We start from the raw sequence: 16841 nt of genomic DNA, 5'->3' as shown, positions 1-16841 counted from the left end.
TCAAAGATTTGCACCAGCCGATGGCATGCGATGCCCGCCCTGATTACAACTTATCGTCGTGCAGTTCAACAAAAATGCCATCGTCATGGCCCAGTTCATTAAAGAACCAAATCCCCAGCGGATAATCATCCAGCGACACCAGATACATGGTCCCTTCGCTAAAATCTTCCACCGCCAACACCTTACCGGCGCGACGTGGACCACCATCCGTCTTTACTGTAACCCGATCATTAACCTTCATCTATTTCCTCCCGCTCGACAATAGTGGAAGTTTAACTGAAAACGTCCGGGTTTTCCTGACTGCGCGCAATCACTTAGCGACGCGCAATAACCCATACGGCATGCACAATGCCGGGAATATAGCCGCACAGGGTGAGCAAAATATTCAGCCAGAATGCGCCAGCGAAGCCTACCTGCAGAAAAACCCCCAGTGGTGGTAACAAGATAGCGATAACAATACGCAGAAAATCCATAATAACTCCTGTTGGATAAATGAACCGACACAACCTTTTAAACTGACCGGTAAAGATAGCATTTATCTCTGAATCCGCCGTAACTGACGTGTAAATCATCGTAAGTTCCCCTGATGGCAAAGAGATTTTCGATTTCTTAACATTTCACCACGAGATTTTTGACACCCTCTGCCGTTACAATTTCCTCACTGCACCAACCCCAAAGGCGCAGTCAACCAAAAAGTAACAAGGATTTTTGCCCGCGCAGCGCGGGCTTTTTTTTTGCCGGTCTCCCCCCCACTCCCTGGTTTTTTCCTGACGACTATACTTACAGAACCATTGCTCTGTGAGGGTAACGCTATGGCTACAGCGAAAGAGTACAGCGACAACGTTCAGCGGGAAGTCAGTATTGATGTCGAGGCGCTTCTGGAGGCAATTCAGAGCCGCACCTCCGGGGAAGTGAAAGAGTTTGTGGATAACGAAAAGGCGCATCAGGTGCAGGTTGATGGCAAACAGTATCACTCGTATACCGAGCTGGCTGAAGCGTTCGAACTGGATATCCGTGACTTTTCGATCAGCGAAGTGAACCGCTAAAATCAGGCTGATAAAAAAATCCCGGCCAGTGGCCGGGATGAAGAGTACGCAATGAAATTCGTTACACCAGGAAATTCCTTAACAAAAATAGCTTACGCTTTAACCTATCTAAGACAAGTCTGATGTTGCAACAAAAATGCGACTTTTGCTGCAACTTTTGTCCATACCCGCCACTGACCGTTACGGATATCGCGGTCTTCCGGGCGGTTATTTTCCGTACCGCTACCGCCGTGCCCCGCTGCGTTTTAAGATTATTCTGAGCAAGCCTGAACCCGCTTTCGTCACGCGGCGGATATGGCAGCGATAAACTCCATAGTCCGCAGAGTCCGTTATACTTAACGACTAATCAGGAAGTTATCTTTCCCGTCTGGCCAACATTTGAGGTACGTAACATGCCCAGTTTGCATGACTCGTTAATGATAGTGACTGATTTAGATGGCTCGCTACTGGATCACCATACTTACAGTTGGCAACCCGCACAGTCATGGCTGGAAAAGCTGCAACAACACCAGATCCCGCTGGTGATCTGTTCCAGTAAGACCGCCTCAGAAATCATTCCGTTGCAGCAGCAACTGGGATTCAGCGCTGCGCCGTTTATTGCGGAAAACGGCGCACTGGTGCAACTGGATCGTGCCGATGGCGAGGTTATCCGCCATCACGCCGGAAAAGATTACAGCGAAATTTGCCACTGCCTGCGCCGCCTGCGTCAGCAATACCAGTTTCGTTTCAGCGGTTTTGCCGATTTTACCGATCAGGAAGTGGCGGAGATAACCGGCCTGACGGTGCGAAATGCCGCGCTGGCCCGGCGTCGTGAGGCATCGGAATCACTGGTATGGCGCGACAGCGACCAGCAGTTTGCTGCTTTCCGCCAGGCGCTCGACCAGCAGGGTTTAGCCCTGACCCAGGGTGGACGCTTCTGGCATGTGATGGCCCGCGGCAGCGGCAAAGGCGCGGCGCTGGCATGGCTGTTACAACAATATCCGCAGCAATATATCACCATCGGGTTAGGTGACGGGCCAAACGATGCGCCAATGCTCGACCGCGTCGACTATGCGGTCGTGATTAAAGGGCACAGTAAAACCGCGGTAACCTTAACCCGTCAGGATCGGCAGAATATTTACCACACCTCAGCTTATGGCCCCGAGGGCTGGCACGAAGGGCTGCAATACTTTATCGCGCAAAATTAGCCATGATGCTGGCAAGCCGCACGCTGTCTAAAGGGGAATGCAATGAGTGATTTTTACCAGAATGGTGTCATTACTACTTTTCACAATTTGACCGGCCGCAGAGTGAGCGAGCTGGAACAGGATTTAGTGCAGTTTTCAGGCAAACGCAAAATGGGGCTAATTCTCCCGTCCCTGTTTTCTGAACTGGAAGGGCCGGCGCTCAGCAATATTGTTGATGAACTGGCGCAGGTGCCCTATCTCGAAGAGATTGTTATCGGGCTGGATCGTGCCGATCGCGAGCAGTTTCTGCACGCCCGTGAGTTCTTTTCCCGCCTGCCACAACGGCATCGTATCCTGTGGAACGACGGTCCGCGCCTGAAGGCACTGGACGCCGAACTGGATAAGGAGGGACTATCGCCGACCCAGCCAGGTAAAGGACGCAATGTCTGGTTCTGTACCGGCTACACCCTGGCATCGGATCGCACCAGCTGTGTGGCGCTGCATGACTGCGATATTGTCACCTATGAGCGCGGTATGCTGGCGCGCCTGTTCTACCCGCTGGCCAATCCTTCATTTCAGTACGAATTCTGCAAAGGCTTCTACGCACGGGTGGCGGATAATAAACTGAATGGCCGCGTCGGTCGTCTGCTGGTCGGGCCGTTACTGCGCTCGCTGCAGAAAGTTTATGGCCATTCCGATTATCTCGACTACCTCGGCAGCTTCCGTTATCCACTCTCCGGTGAGTTCGCCATGCGCACCCACGTGCTGAACGGCATCAAAATTCCCGGCGACTGGGGACTGGAAATTGGCGTGCTGTCAGAGATCTATCGTAATTACACCACGCGCCAGAGCTGTCAGGTGGAAATTGCTGACAACTACGATCATAAACATCAGCCGCTATCGGAAGAGGATGGGACCGGCGGTCTGCGGCGCATGAGTAACGATATCGTGCAGTCGCTGCTGCGAAAAATGGCCACCATGGGCGTCAATATCACCAGTGACTCGTTCCGCGTGCTGAAGGCCACTTACTATCGCAACGCGCTGGATACAATGGAAGTGCATAATCACGAAGCGGCAATGAACGGGCTGAAGTTCGATCAACACGCTGAAGAGGCGGCGGTGGAAATGTTTACCCAGTCAATACTGGAAGCCGGCCAGGCGTTTATTGAACGCCCCAACGATAAACCGTTTATTCCCAGCTGGAGCCGGGTGCAATCCGCCTTTCCGGATATTCTGCAACGCATCTATCAGGCGGTAGAAGAAGATAACCAGGGCCAGGTGTAAGCCCTGCCCGCTGGCCGGTAAATTCATACCGGCCAGGATTTAGCGCGGCGGCTGGTCATCAGCCTGCTGCAACTGTTTTGCCACTTTACGCGCCGCATCCGCATCCAGCCGCTACGCCAGATGTTGCAGGATCGCGGTACGTTTACGCTGTTCAACCCGGTTATCGTGCCAAATCATCAGGCCGCGCAGCAGGGTAAACAACACTCCCAATAAATAGCCCCACTCCTGCACACTCAGTCGGGTAAGCGCACCTCTGGCCATGCCGAGCAACAGCAGCAACGCATTCATTATCATCTCCATCACACCCTCCTGTCGGAAAAGATTATGAAATGATAATGAACTTAAAGTTCACATTCGGCAAGTGCCATTGTCTATTTTGTTAATGGGATCACTAACCCAAATTCTCCCACTTGGCTTCCACTACCACGCCAATGATACGGCAGTTATTGCTGATTTCCTGCATCTTATAGTCCGGATTCAGCGGCTTGAGGTACTTGCGTCCGCCATCTTCAATATACTTTTTGAAGGTCGCTTCATTGGCGTCGGTCAGACGTGCAATCACCAGTTTCCCTGAAGTGGCGGCCACTTCCGGATCGACAAGAATCATCATACCTTCCGGAATGCTCAGCCCGACAGGCGCCGTCATCGAGTCGCCTTTAACTTCCAGCCAGAAGCTGCTCTCACTAACATGGCGGGTGGTCGAAGGCCAGCGGTCAATCTCTTCGCGCGCCCAGGGTTCAATCGCTTCGCTCCATAACCCGGCGCTAACCCAGCTGATCAGCGGATAACTGTTGTAGCCGGGTGGCTGTACCACTGCTTTCACGTTGTTATCCCATTCGCCGCTGCCAAGCTGCAGCCATTCGAGATTCACATCAAGAAACGCCGCCAGCGCCTGTAGCTTACCCTGGCGCGGTATCGCCTCGCCATTCAGCCATTTGCCCACCGCGCGCGGCGTCACATCCAGCGCACGTGCCAGAATCACCCCACGCCCATGGGCATCAAGGCCTTTTTGTCGGCAGGCCTCATTGAGGCGCGCGGAGAAAGCGTTATGCTGCAGAAGTTCGTCCGGCATAAGTTCACCTGGTTCATATTACAGCCAAAATGGACTTAAAGTTTATACTGAATGGACGTATTCGGGAAGGGGCCGCCTGAGATAACCCTATCTGCAGGCGGTTAGCTGACTAGCCGGCGAACTGGCGCTCGGGGGAAAAGGCAAACAGTTCATCCTCTTTAAATGCCTCACGTCGGACGCCATAACCATCATACCAGCGGCATTCAACCATACCGCTGGCATAGCCGGTAACAATCATGCGTGGTCCGCCATCTTTAAGCTGTACTTCATCACTGACAAAAAAGAACATCATGCGCCTCCTATCAGGGTGAAAAAAAACATACTTTCGGAAATATAGCAGGCACTAATGATTCGCGCCTGCGACCGTCGACACAAAAAATGACTTACCCGCATTCCAGAGAAGAAAATATCGATATTGCAGTGATTTAGCTACATATACGATTTTATGATGACTATTTGCGCAAAATATCAAAAAAAAAGGATAACCACCGTTATCCTTTTTCACCAAACCATTAGCGCCTGGAATCAGATTTTGCAGCCTTCGCAATCGGCTTCGTCGCCCAGATCGGCAGGCACTTCACTGGCTTTCTTTGCGGCATTCGCTTCAGCCTGTTCCAGCTGCGCATCAATATCAAATTCGAACATATCGTCGTTCATGGTTAACTCCAGGTTATTGTCTTACCGATTACAAACTGCACACTACCGTGCTACAACTGCCACTTTTTAGGGTATCGCGCGCAGCTTAGCAATCATATTTACCAGCAATAGCACAATCGAACCAATGATAAAGCCGATGACTAAATTGGCGCCATTGCCCAACAGTGCCGCCAGCAGGCCATTAAATCCGTCCGTGAAATGCGCAATGTTATGATGCAGCCACGGTACACCGTGAACCACAATACCGCCACCGACCAGAAACATTGCCAGCGTGCCAACCACCGTCAGGATCTTCATCAGCCATGGCGCCGTCACCAGCAGGCCACGCCCAATCGCCTGTGCGGCGGCGGAATTTTTCTCCGTCAGCCACAGACCGAGATCGTCCAGCTTAACGATAGCGGCAACAATGCCGTACACGCCGATGGTCACCAGGATGGCAATTCCGGAAAGGATCAGCACCTGATTCAGTAACGACGCATCGGCGACTATCCCCAGCGTGATGGCCACAATCTCCGCCGACAGAATAAAGTCGGTGCGGATCGCCCCTTTCACTTTCTTCTGTTCAAACTCCAGCGGATTCTGCCCGGCGGCTTGCATTAACCGCTGCTGACGCGCTGCGTCTGACGCCTGCGTTTTGTCGCGCTGCAGACTGTGCAGTACTTTTTCCACCCCTTCATAACAGAGATAGGCGCCGCCCACCATTAGCAGTGGCGTAATCGCCCAGGGGGCAAAAGCACTGATCACCAGCGCCAGCGGCACCAGAATCAGCTTATTAAGGAACGAACCTTTCGCTACGCCCCATACGACCGGTATCTCCCGATTGGCTTTAACCCCGCTCACCTGTTGTGCATTTAGTGATAAATCATCACCCAGTACGCCAGCGGTCTTTTTCGCCGCCAGCTTGCCCATAACCGAAATATCGTCGAGCAACGTGGCGATATCATCCAGTAACGTCAGTAAGCTACTTCCCGCCAAAGTCGATTCCTTGATTAATGTTCATGGTGCTGACAGCAGGGACAAACCTGCACTTCAGCGACAGCCATATCCGCAATACCATCACAATCCCACTCCACCCGAACCGGCAGCCCTTCGGCCTGATCGTGATGCAGATATTTACTGACCGGGCTCTCCGTCATACCGGAAATCTCTTCGGTGGCAATCAGGGTGTCGCCAACATAAATACGCGCTGTCGCCTGAGTATTCACCAGGCGCTGATCGCGCAATTTATACAGACGTCTTACGGTCAGCTTGATGCTGGACATAGGTTCACCGTGGGTATGTTAGCAATGGAACGCCAGATCTAAACAATTATGGGTCAGAATGGCAATCTTTTGTAACCGTTAACACATGATTTAATCGGCAACAATTGCAACAGCGCACGCGAATTTCTGGAGGTAAAATAATTTTAGCGGTAGTGTATCCCCCCTGTTAATCCACCGGAATGGATCATGTCACGCTTTACTGCCCCGGTTGTACTGTTAGTCGCTTCACTGTTTACGCTGTATATCATTTGGGGCTCAACCTACTACGTTATTCGTCTCGGTGTCGAAAGCTGGCCGCCGATGATGATGGCGGGCTTACGCTTTCTGATTGCCGGCATCATCCTGTTTCTGTTTTTGCGCCTGCGCGGGCATCAGCTACCTGGCCGACGAGCGCTGCTGAATGCGGCGGTGGTCGGTATACTGCTACTGTCGGTCGGTAATGGTCTGGTGACTATCGCTGAACATCAGAATGTCCCCTCCGGCCTTGCGGCCGTTATGGTGGCGACGGTACCGCTATTCGCACTCTGTTTCAGTCAGCTATTTGGCATCGCCACCCGCTGGATCGAATGGCTGGGGATCGCCGTCGGCCTCAGCGGGATTATTTTACTGAACAGCGGCGGTCATCTGAGCGGTAACCCATTGGGTGCGCTGATGATCCTGCTGGCTGCGGTTAGCTGGGCATTCGGGTCGGTCTGGGGTTCACGCATTGAACTGCCTAAAGGCCCGATGGCGGCGGCAATTGAGATGCTGGCGGCGGGGGTGGTACTGCTGCTGGTCAGCACCATCAGCGGTGAAAAACTGCAGGCCGCGCCCGGCATACAGGGTATACTGGCGCTTGGTTTTCTGATTATTTTCGGCTCAATTATTGCCATTAATGCCTATATGTATCTGATCCGCAACGTCAGTCCGGCAGTGGCGACCAGTTATGCCTATGTTAATCCGGTGGTGGCGGTATTGCTTGGCACCAGTTTTGGCAATGAAACCCTGTCGACGCGTGAATGGCTGGCATTAGCCATTATCATCTTTGCCGTAGTGCTGGTAACGCTGGGCAAATATCTGCTGACGGCAAAAGCCCAGTCGCGCTCAGCATAGTCCGATGCTTAACAACGGTGAATGCCCTGATGATCAATCGCGGCATTACCGTTCCCGGCAATAATCCACTCCTCCAGCCGCGAAGTAATTGCTTCATCAGCCAGCCGCAGTTTTCCGCGTAATGCGCACTCCCAGACAGTTAACACCTGCCAGCCAGCGGCGCTCAGCTCCGCGCTGTCCCGTGCGTCACGCGCCACATTACCGTTAATTTTTTGCAGCCAGAACTCCGAACGGGTCGCCGGTAGCCGGAACAGATGACAGTGGTGGTGATGCCAGAAACAGCCATGGACAAAGATAATGGTCTGATAGCTGTCCAGCACAAAATCAGGCCGCCCTGCCAGGGTTTTATCCTGGGTGCGATAGCTAAACCCGAGCGTGTCCAGCAAACCGGCCAGACGCTTTTCAATTGCCGTATCCTGGGTGCGGATGGCGCGCATATTTTTGCTGCGGATAGCAGCAGAGTGGACATCGGCCATACTCCCTCCTCCTGTCGATGACATTTTCAGCACGGGCGGCCTTCATTAATAACAAATTTTATCACACGGCGGGAATGCCGGAAGCGACAGAAAACGGTCAAAACCACAGATACGGTCACATTCGGTCAACCATAAATTCCATAAACTAACATCTGCGATCGACGAAAGCGGGTGAAAAGTTAATCTTTCCCGCCGAAATAATGTGATAAACGTCACTATTCAACCGTAATTCCCATTTAATTTCACAATAAATCTTCATATTTCATCACATGAAAAAGCGCGCCAATTTCTTCGTATCAGAGTGCCAGGCAGCACACGTTCTTCATCTGCTGTTTTCCTTAACCTTAATGTCAACCGGGGGTCACCATGATGCCAATTGAACGCCAGCGCCTGATTATTGAAGAACTCAATAAAAATGGACGAATTCTGGTTTCAGAGTTAACTGAACAACTCAGGGTATCGCAAGAGACTATTCGTCGCGATTTAGCGGCGCTACAGAAAAAAGGTTTGCTGAATCGCAGTCACGGTGGCGCAGTAATGGCGCAGCGCAGTGCCGGTACTCTAACCGCGCCAGCCAGTCGGGCGGAAGAACATGCTTTATCATTTGGTCAACGGGTCAATGAAAATGTTAATCAGAAAATGCAGATTGCGAAACGGGCGCTCGACTTTATCAGCCCCGGCGACTGTATATTACTCGACAGCAGTACCACCAGCTGGTTCCTGGCACGCCAGTTACCGGATGTCGAATTAACGGTGCTGACTAATTCATTACGTAATGTGCAAACACTGGCGCCAAAGGGAAATATTCGCACTATCTGTCTTGGGGGCGAATACTCAATACGCTATGAAGACTTTAATGGGTTAGTGGCTGAGCAACCATTAAAGGACTTCCTGATAAACAAGATCTTTTTTTCTTGTCGCAGTCTGGGTAATGACGGCTATCTTCGTGAAGGGCATGAAAACAATGCTCATCTGAAGCAGCAAATGCTACTGGCTTCAGAGCGAAAATACCTGTTAATAGATTCCAGTAAGTTCCTGAACCCCTCATTCGCGCGTATCTGCCACTACCGCGAGGTGGACTTTCTTATTACCGACAGTATGAAAGATAAAGAGTTAAAACAAGAATTAGCATGGAACGGCGTAAATATTATTGACTGCTCGCAACGCCCGCAATCCACGCAAATAATCAACTACTAAATCCGTTATTAAAAGAACAACCGGAGAGAAAATGAAAAAGACCCTTATTACCTGTACCCTTCTATCCCTGTTTGCCACCGGCTTTGCTCATTCCGCGGAAAAATTGCGCATGGGTATCGTGGTGAAAGTCGGCGGTATTCCGTGGTTTAACGCGATGGAAACCGGTATTAAAAGTGAAGCGGCAAAACGCGGTATTGATGCCTGGCAGGTTGGCCCGACCTCTGCCGATCCGGCATTACAGGTTCGTGCCATCGAAGACTTAATTGCGCAGAAAGTCGATATTATTGGTGTGGTGCCTAACGATCCGAAAGTGCTGGAGCCGGTATTGAAACGTGCGCAGGAAGCGGGTATTCGGGTGATCACCCATGAATCACCGGGTCAGAAATATTCCGACTGGGATTTCGAATTAGTCGATTCGACCTCCTATGGCATCGCGAATATGAAAAAGCTGGCGGAATGCATGCACGAAGAGGGCAAATATGCCATGTATGTCGGCAGTCTGACTATTCCACTGCACAACGAGTGGGCCAATGCGGCAATTAATTATCAGAAACAGAATTACCCGAAAATGCAACTGGTGGGTGATAAATTTGGCGTTGGCGAATCACTGGATGACTCAATCCGTACCACCAATGAACTGATGTCCAAATACCCGGATATGAAAGGGCTAATGGCCTTTGGCTCCAGCGGGCCCATCGGCGCCGGTCGTGCGGTGATGAACCGGCAGAAGATCGATCAGGTTTGCGTGATCGGCGCTTTCAGCCCGGGCCAGGGCGCTTCGCTGGTTAACCGTGGCGCAATTAAAGGTGGCTATATCTGGAACCCGCTGACGGCTGGCGAAGTATTTATCCGGGTTGCCGATATGATGCAGAAAAAACAGCCGATTACCAACGGCATGACCATTGAAGGTCTGGGCAAAGTTCAGGTTGATGAACAGACCCATACCATCCTCGGTAACAGCACCGAGAGTCTGGATAAAGCCAACCTGCCGAAACTGGTCAAACTGGGACTGTAAGTGATGACGCAAATCGAACCACGCCAACTTATTGTGCTGGAAAACCTGTCAAAAACTTTTGGCGGCAATCGGGCATTAAGTGAACTGTCACTTTCGTTGATGGCTGGCGAAGTACATTGCCTGGCTGGCACAAACGGCTGTGGTAAGAGTACGCTGATCAAAATCATCTCCGGGGTGCATGCCCCGGATGCCGGCAGCAGCATTACGCTGGGTAACGGTGAGACCTTTACGCGTCTGACGCCGAAAAAAGCCCGTGATTTTGGTGTTCAGGTGATCTACCAGGACCTCTCGCTATTTCCGAATCTTAGCGTGGCGGAAAACATCGCCTTTGAACATAATTTAACTGGCCTACCCGGCTGGTACAGCGCGAAGAAACTGCACCAGACCGCACAGCGGGTTATCGACGAGTTACAGTTTAACCTGCAGCTGGATGAGAAAGTCTCGGCGCTCTCCATTGCCCAGCGTCAGCAGGTGGCTATCTGTCGCGCACTGGTGGCTGACGCGCAACTGGTGATCATGGATGAGCCTACCGCCTCCCTCACCCGTACCGAAGTCAATCAACTCCTGCGCACCGTGCGCTATCTGAAAGAGAAAAATATCTGCGTGGTGTTTGTCAGCCACCGTCTGGATGAAGTGCTGGAAATCTCCGACCGCGTAACGGTGATCCGCGATGGCCGGAAAATCGGCACCTGGCCTGCCAGCGACATTGACAGCCACCGCCTGACCGAACTGATGACCGGCCTGAAACTGGATTATCAGTTAAAAACCCCCAATGCCAGCGAAAGGCGAATCTTACTGGAAGTGGAAAACCTGTCGCGCAGCGGGCAATACCGCGATGTCAGCTTTAAACTGCGCGCCGGTGAAGTGCTGGGACTGTGCGGCCTACTGGGATCCGGACGTACCGAACTGGCCCTGTCGCTGTTTGGTATGACGCAGCCGGAAAGCGGCAAAATCTGGCTCGACAGCAAGCCGGTCAGATTCCGCAGCCATGAGGATGCGATTAAAAGCGGCATCGGTTACGTCTCGGAAGACCGTCTGACGCTGGGCCTGATCCAGCAACAGTCAGTGGCCGACAATATGGTGTTGTCGATTCTTGACCAGTTGCGTAACCGTTTTCATATCATCGATGAATACCGGAAAAACAAGTTAATTCTTGAATGGATTAATCAACTGGGTGTTCGCGTGTCTGACCCGAACAATGCCATTTCGACCCTCTCCGGCGGCAACCAGCAAAAAATTGTGCTGGCCAAATGGGTCCTGACCCAGCCGAAAATTTTGATCCTGGACTCCCCTACCGTTGGCGTCGATGTCGGCGCTAAAGCCAGTATCTACCGGCTGATCCACCAGCTGGCGCTGGAGGGATTAGCCATCATTCTTATTTCCGATGAAGTGCCTGAAGTCTATTACAACTGCGATCGCATTCTGCATTTCCGCGATGGCACGGTAACCGCTGAGTATCAGCCGGCTCACGTCGGGCAACAAACACTGGCAGAGGTGATCAATGCCTGATTTATCCTGTTTTAAACCGCAGTCCAGCCAGGGCTGGCTGGCATGGGTATTGGTTATCTGCATCACGATTTTCTCTTTTTCCAGCGATCAGTTTTTAACCATTCAGAACTTGCTCGACCTGACGGAAACCTATGCAGTGACCGGCATCTTTGCGCTCGGGCTGTTTGTGGTACTGGTCACGGGCGGTATCGATATCTCCTTTGCTGCCGTCGCTTCGGTGGTGCAGTACTTTATCGCCACCCTGTTTTTACAGTTTCAGTTTGATAATGCCGTACTCAGCATTGCCCTCGCCATCGCCAGCGGCATGCTGTTTGGCATTATCAATGCGGTGCTGATCTACTCACTACGTATCGTGTCGATTATTATCACCATCAGCATGCAGTCGCTGCTGTTTGGCATTCTGATGTGGCTGACCGATGGCCGCAGCCTCTACTCATTGCCGGAGTGGTGGACGACTCTGCGCAGCGTGCTGCCGTTTGAGATCCACGGCCAGCATTTCCAGCTCGGCCTGCCGCTGCTGGTGATGCTGAGCATCGCCGCGCTGACCTGGATTTTACTGAATAAAACCCACCTCGGTCGGCAGTTATATGCGGTTGGCGGTGACCAGGAGTCGGCACGCCGCATTGGTATCCGCGTCGGTCTGATCCATATTTTTGCTTACGGCTATCTCGGCGCATTAGCCGCCATTGGCGGCATGGTTCAGGTCTACCGCATGGGCGAAGTGGTGCCGAATGCGTTAGTCGGGGGTGAACTCGATGTGCTGGCCGCCACCGTATTGGGCGGAGCCAGTTTAATGGGCGGTAAAGGTACGGTAACCGGTACCCTGATGGGCGTCTTTCTGATTGCGATTCTGAAAAACGGTCTCAACCTGATCGGGGTATCTGACTACTTTATGAATATCGTTATTGGCGGCGTCATTATGCTGGCCATTACCATTACTCATTATAAAAAGCGCAAAGAGACCGATGTCAGTTTTATCTGACATCGAGGAGAGCACAATGAAACGACTGCATATGTTTAAACCTGACGGTGTTCAGGCCGGTTTGATGCTGCTTATCGTTCTGGCAGTGATACTGTTCAGTCTGTTATTACCGGGACGTTTTTTAACCGCGCCGACATTTATGAGTATCGCTTTCCAGCTGCCGGAATTAGGGCTACTGACGCTGGCGATGTTTATTGCCATTCTCAGTGGCGGCCTGAATCTGTGCATTATCGCCACCGCGAATATTACCAGTCTGTTTATTGCCTGGCTGCTGCTCAGTTATTTACCGGCCGATGCCAGCATCGCTGTGCAATTAGTCTGGCTGACACTGGGTATTATCGGCGCCGCGTTAATTGCTACGGTAATTGGCATTATTACCGGTCTGATGGTCACCCGGATTGGCGCCCACCCGATTCTGGTCACCCTGGCCACCATGATGACGGTAAAAGGCATTGGTATTTACCTGACCAAAGGCAGCGCGTTAAGTGGCATGCCGGAAGTGGTGCGCATCCTCGGTTCGGAAACTTTGCTGGGGATCCCGTTGCCGCTGTATCTGTTTATTTTCGCCGCCGCAGCGATGGCGCTGTTTCTTGGTAAAACCCGCGCCGGTAAATGCATCTATATGGGCGGCAGTAATATCAACGCAACCTGGTTCAGCGGCATCAATACCCACCGCATGCTGGTGATGGTGTATGTCATCTCCAGTTTACTCTGCGTACTGGCGGGGCTGGTGATGATGGCGCGCTTTAACTCGGCGCGTATTGGCTATGGCGACTCCTATCTGCTGCTGACGGTACTGGCGATTATTCTGGGCGGCACCGACCCTAACGGCGGGTTCGGTAAAGTGACCGGCGTAGTGCTGTCGCTGATCGTCCTGCAGGTGTTATCAACCGGCTTCAATCTGATGAATATCAGTCAGCACTTTAGTCTCGCCATGTGGGGCGCGGTGCTGATTGTGGTGCTTTCAATTAAATTTTTTAATTCTCGCTATTCAGAACATCGTGCGATGCGTCGAAGTGCGCTAATAGCTCAACAGACTGCTCTGATCAATAAAAAGGAAATCTGATGCGTACTAAAATCTCCCCTTCCCTGATGTGTATGAACCTGATGGAAATTAAGCAACAGCTACATGTGCTGAATACGCGCGCTGATTTTCTCCATGTTGATATTATGGATGGGCACTATGTGAAAAATATCACCCTGTCGCCTTTTTTTATTGAGCAGATCCGCCCGCACACCCCATTAATGATTGATGTGCATTTGATGGTGGAAGAGCCAACCGACTTTATCGATGCCGTGGCGAAAGCCGGTGCTGATTATATCTGCCCCCATGCGGAAACCATTAACAAGGATGCCTTTCGCGTTATTAACCAGATCCGCGCCCTCGGTAAAAAAGTCGGCGTGGTGTTAAATCCGGCAACCCCGGTCTCTTTTATTCATCACTATATTCACCTGCTGGATAAGATCACCATTATGACCGTGGATCCGGGTTATGCCGGCCAGCCGTTTATTCCGGAAATGGTGGCCAAGATCACCGAACTGAAAACGCTAAAGCAGCAGCATGGTCACCCGTACCTGATTGAAATTGATGGCTCCTGCAACACGAAAACCTATTCCACCCTGCTGGCGGCCGGTGCGGAAGTGCTGATTGTCGGCACCTCCGGCTTATTTAACCTCAACGAAGATCTTGCTGCGGCGTGGGAAACCATGAGTCAAAGCATTCAGCAGGCTCAGAACGTGCCAGGAGCAACCGCATGACACAATCCTGGCTGGGTATAGATATTGGAGGTACCAGCACCCGATTTCAGATTATGGACAGCGATCGTCAGTGGCAGGGTTTTCATAAAATCGCCACCAGCAGCTGGGCAACCACGGATGATGCCTTGTCCGCTTTAGCCAGGCTAATCCAGGACGCAGTGAAGCAACAGGATATTCATGGCGTGATGCTCGGCCTGCCCGGCATTCTCAGTCGCGATCGCAGCCAGGTACTGTCATTGCCTTTTATTCAGGCGCTGGATCACCAGCCGATAGCCCAATTGCTGAGCGAAAAAATCGGTATTCCGGTAGCGATGGATAAAGATGTGAACCATCTGATGCTATGGGATCTGATGCAAATGGCGCAGCTGCCCGACAACGCTGTCGGGATTTATCCCGGTACCGGGCTGGGCAACAGTCTGTGGCTGAACGGCCAGTTCTACCATGGCCAACACGGGAGTTCCGGTGAATTAGGCCATATTCCGCTGGTCTATGCCGCCAGCCCGGAGCAACCGTTGCCGTGCCCGTGTGGTAATCTCGGCTGCGTGGAGACCGTCACCTCCGGCCACTGGCTCAGCAGCTGGGCGCGGCGCATGGCGCCAGAAACGGCAATCTCCGCTCTGTTTAGCCAGCATCAGGCGCACCCCGATCTGCAGGCGTTTGTCCGACGTCTGGCACAGGTGATTGCGATTGAGATGAACATTCTGGATCCGCAATACCTGATCCTTGGCGGCGGCGTACTGGGGATGGCCGACTTCCCGCTGTCCCAGCTGCATCAGCAAATTATTCAGTATCTGCGCCCGCCCGCCACCCGTAATGAACTACAGATTATTTTTAGCAATGCGACGGATTACACCGGCTGTCGCGGCGCCTGTTACGCAGCAGAGCGGCATTTCAGGAGGGCATTATGAAAGGCAGAGTATGTGTATTTGGCTCCTTTAACCTCGATATTGTCGCCGGCATGGCGCGCTTTCCGAAGCCGGGGGAATCGCTGGTCGCCCATAGCAGTATGATGGGTGCAGGTGGTAAAGGCGCCAATCAGGCAACCGCCGCACTGCGGGCCGGTGCGCGGGTGCACTATATTGGCAAGATCGGCAATGACGATTACGGCATCTTTGCCCGACGCCATCTGGAAAATACCGGTTTTGACGCCATTACCCTGTTTACCTGCAAAGAAAAACCGACCGGCAACGCCCTGATTTTTGTTGCTGGCGATGATGCCGAGAATATGATTTCAGTCTATCCGGGAGCGAATCTTACGGTTACCGCGGCCGAGACGCAGCGCTGCCAGCCAACGATTGCAGCGGCCGATATTTTGCTGTTGCAGCTGGAAAATAATCTGAACGCCATTCAGCGCATGATCGATATCGGCCGTGATGCCGGGACTTTTGTGATTCTTAATCCGGCCCCGTGGCAGAAAGTCAGCGATGCGCTGCTGAGTAAAGTGAATTTAATTACCCCTAATTGCACCGAAGCGTCGTTGTTAACCGGGATGGTAGTCAGCGATATTGCCAGCGCGAAACAGGCGGCGATGCTGCTGCACGATAAAGGGGTGGGTCAACTGATTATTACGCTGGGGATGCAGGGCGCATTGTTATCGGTGGATCGGGTGATGTCACTGATTCCGGTATTCCCGGCGCATCCCAAAGATACAACCGGCGCGGGTGATGCGTTTAACGGTGCCTTAGCGGCACGGCTGGCGGCCGGTGAACCGCTGGAAAAAGCAGCGCTGTTTGCTTCAGCTTATGCCTCCGTCAGCGTGGAGAATATCGGCGCCGCCCAGGGTATGCCGCGTTATGCTGACGTACTGGAGCGGATGCAAAGTCATCCGCAGCTGGCGGTCACAGCGCTGTAAATTCCCCGCCGTCAGGGAGGCATAAAGCCTCCCCTACAGCAGGGGGGCAGATATTCTGCCGTAGGGGCGGCATTTATGCCGCCCGTATCAATGGTTTGCACTGCTGCCACCTTCGGGACGGGAGCCATTAATGGCTCCCCTACATCAGGAGGCAGATATTCTGCCGTAGGGGCGGGATTTATGCCGCCCGTATCAATGGTTTGCACTGCTGCCACCTTCGGGACGGGAGCCATTAATGGCTCCCCTACAGCAGGGGGTCAGATATTCTGCCGTAGGGGCGGGATTTATTCCGCCCGTATCAATGGTTTGCACGGCTGCCACCTTCGGGACGGGAGCCATTAATGGCTCCCCTTGTATCTTGTTTTCTGTGGTGGTTAGCTACCACTACATGAAACGGAGGCAGATTCAGGCTCCCCTTAAGGCTCTGACCTTCATTCGTAGCATAATCCCTCCGTTTCTCCTTTCACGCCAGC

At 52.4% G+C, this 16841-nt stretch carries 21 protein-coding genes; 12 read left to right on the top strand and 9 right to left on the bottom strand.

Features of this window, described 5'->3' with window-relative positions:
• Positions 1-43: 43 nt before the first annotated feature.
• Both dsrB and JWF83_RS00200 read right to left on the bottom strand, forming a co-directional pair.
• A complete protein-coding gene (dsrB, locus tag JWF83_RS00205) occupies positions 44-241 on the bottom strand; it encodes a protein DsrB (RefSeq protein ID WP_413647887.1) in 198 nt (65 codons plus the stop codon).
• Between the two features lie 73 nt (positions 242-314).
• Positions 315-473 carry a YqaE/Pmp3 family membrane protein gene (locus JWF83_RS00200; protein ID WP_413647886.1) on the bottom strand — a complete coding sequence of 53 codons (159 nt, stop codon included), beginning with the start codon at positions 471-473 and terminating at the stop codon, positions 315-317.
• A 339-nt stretch (positions 474-812) separates the two neighbouring features.
• Here JWF83_RS00200 and yodD point away from each other — a divergent pair, with 339 nt between their 5' ends.
• From yodD to JWF83_RS00185, 3 genes are all read left to right on the top strand, one after another.
• Positions 813-1046, top strand: a complete 234-nt coding sequence (yodD, locus tag JWF83_RS00195; RefSeq protein ID WP_413647885.1) for a YodD family peroxide/acid resistance protein — start codon at positions 813-815, stop codon at positions 1044-1046.
• A 392-nt stretch (positions 1047-1438) separates the two neighbouring features.
• Entirely contained in the window at positions 1439-2233 is a 795-nt protein-coding gene (locus JWF83_RS00190) for a mannosyl-3-phosphoglycerate phosphatase-related protein (RefSeq protein WP_413647884.1), read from the top strand.
• Positions 2234-2275: 42 nt separating this feature from the next.
• Positions 2276-3496: a glycosyl transferase gene (locus tag JWF83_RS00185; protein WP_413647883.1), complete on the top strand. Its 1221-nt coding sequence runs from the start codon at positions 2276-2278 to the stop codon at positions 3494-3496.
• A gap of 111 nt (positions 3497-3607) precedes the next feature.
• Here JWF83_RS00185 and JWF83_RS00180 read toward each other — a convergent pair whose 3' ends face one another.
• From JWF83_RS00180 to JWF83_RS00155, 6 genes are all read right to left on the bottom strand, one after another.
• The gene (locus tag JWF83_RS00180; protein ID WP_413647882.1) at positions 3608-3796 is read right to left on the bottom strand and encodes a hypothetical protein; all 189 of its coding nucleotides are present in this window, start codon (positions 3794-3796) and stop codon (positions 3608-3610) included.
• Positions 3797-3887: 91 nt separating this feature from the next.
• Entirely contained in the window at positions 3888-4568 is a 681-nt protein-coding gene (locus JWF83_RS00175; RefSeq protein WP_413647881.1) for a LexA family protein, read from the bottom strand.
• A gap of 109 nt (positions 4569-4677) precedes the next feature.
• Positions 4678-4857, bottom strand: a complete 180-nt coding sequence (locus JWF83_RS00170; protein ID WP_413647925.1) for a YodC family protein — start codon at positions 4855-4857, stop codon at positions 4678-4680.
• Positions 4858-5093: 236 nt separating this feature from the next.
• A complete protein-coding gene (locus JWF83_RS00165; protein WP_413647880.1) occupies positions 5094-5225 on the bottom strand; it encodes a hypothetical protein in 132 nt (43 codons plus the stop codon).
• Between the two features lie 66 nt (positions 5226-5291).
• Positions 5292-6200: a DUF808 family protein gene (locus tag JWF83_RS00160; protein ID WP_413647879.1), complete on the bottom strand. Its 909-nt coding sequence runs from the start codon at positions 6198-6200 to the stop codon at positions 5292-5294.
• Positions 6201-6214: 14 nt separating this feature from the next.
• Positions 6215-6487 (bottom strand): hypothetical protein, encoded by a 273-nt coding sequence (locus JWF83_RS00155; protein ID WP_413647878.1) that lies wholly within the window; start codon positions 6485-6487, stop codon positions 6215-6217.
• Between the two features lie 186 nt (positions 6488-6673).
• On the opposite strand from JWF83_RS00155, the gene yedA reads away from it, so the two are divergent.
• Positions 6674-7579, top strand: a complete 906-nt coding sequence (yedA, locus tag JWF83_RS00150) for a drug/metabolite exporter YedA (RefSeq protein WP_413647877.1) — start codon at positions 6674-6676, stop codon at positions 7577-7579.
• Positions 7580-7587: 8 nt separating this feature from the next.
• On the opposite strand, the gene JWF83_RS00145 is transcribed toward yedA, so the two are convergent.
• Positions 7588-8055 carry a very short patch repair endonuclease gene (locus JWF83_RS00145; RefSeq protein WP_413647876.1) on the bottom strand — a complete coding sequence of 156 codons (468 nt, stop codon included), beginning with the start codon at positions 8053-8055 and terminating at the stop codon, positions 7588-7590.
• Positions 8056-8421: 366 nt separating this feature from the next.
• On the opposite strand from JWF83_RS00145, the gene JWF83_RS00140 reads away from it, so the two are divergent.
• From JWF83_RS00140 to JWF83_RS00105, 8 genes are read left to right on the top strand one after another with little or no spacing between them, the layout of a single operon-like run.
• The gene (locus JWF83_RS00140) at positions 8422-9252 is read left to right on the top strand and encodes a DeoR/GlpR family DNA-binding transcription regulator (protein WP_413647875.1); all 831 of its coding nucleotides are present in this window, start codon (positions 8422-8424) and stop codon (positions 9250-9252) included.
• Positions 9253-9283: 31 nt separating this feature from the next.
• On the top strand, positions 9284-10267 hold the full coding sequence (locus JWF83_RS00135; RefSeq protein WP_413647874.1) for a substrate-binding domain-containing protein: 984 nt from the start codon (positions 9284-9286) through the stop codon (positions 10265-10267).
• 3 nt (positions 10268-10270) lie between these two features.
• Complete coding sequence (locus JWF83_RS00130; protein ID WP_413647924.1) at positions 10271-11776, top strand: sugar ABC transporter ATP-binding protein; 1506 nt, start codon at positions 10271-10273, stop codon at positions 11774-11776.
• On the top strand, positions 11769-12758 hold the full coding sequence (locus JWF83_RS00125; RefSeq protein ID WP_413647873.1) for an ABC transporter permease: 990 nt from the start codon (positions 11769-11771) through the stop codon (positions 12756-12758). Before JWF83_RS00130 ends, JWF83_RS00125 begins: the two co-directional genes overlap by 8 nt.
• A gap of 16 nt (positions 12759-12774) precedes the next feature.
• A complete protein-coding gene (locus JWF83_RS00120; protein ID WP_413647872.1) occupies positions 12775-13824 on the top strand; it encodes an ABC transporter permease in 1050 nt (349 codons plus the stop codon).
• Entirely contained in the window at positions 13824-14516 is a 693-nt protein-coding gene (alsE, locus tag JWF83_RS00115; RefSeq protein ID WP_413647871.1) for a D-allulose 6-phosphate 3-epimerase, read from the top strand. Before JWF83_RS00120 ends, alsE begins: the two co-directional genes overlap by 1 nt.
• Positions 14513-15424, top strand: coding sequence for an allose kinase (gene alsK / locus JWF83_RS00110; RefSeq protein ID WP_413647870.1), 912 nt, complete (start codon positions 14513-14515; stop codon positions 15422-15424). The genes alsE and alsK overlap by 4 nt, the downstream gene beginning before the upstream one ends.
• Entirely contained in the window at positions 15421-16368 is a 948-nt protein-coding gene (locus JWF83_RS00105) for a ribokinase (protein ID WP_413647869.1), read from the top strand. The genes alsK and JWF83_RS00105 overlap by 4 nt, the downstream gene beginning before the upstream one ends.
• The last annotated feature ends 473 nt before the right edge of the window (positions 16369-16841 follow it).

Source organism: Pantoea sp. B65 (assembly GCF_047308185.1).
Lineage (GTDB): Bacteria > Pseudomonadota > Gammaproteobacteria > Enterobacterales > Enterobacteriaceae > Erwinia.
This window is presented reverse-complemented; position numbering and strand designations above follow the sequence as displayed.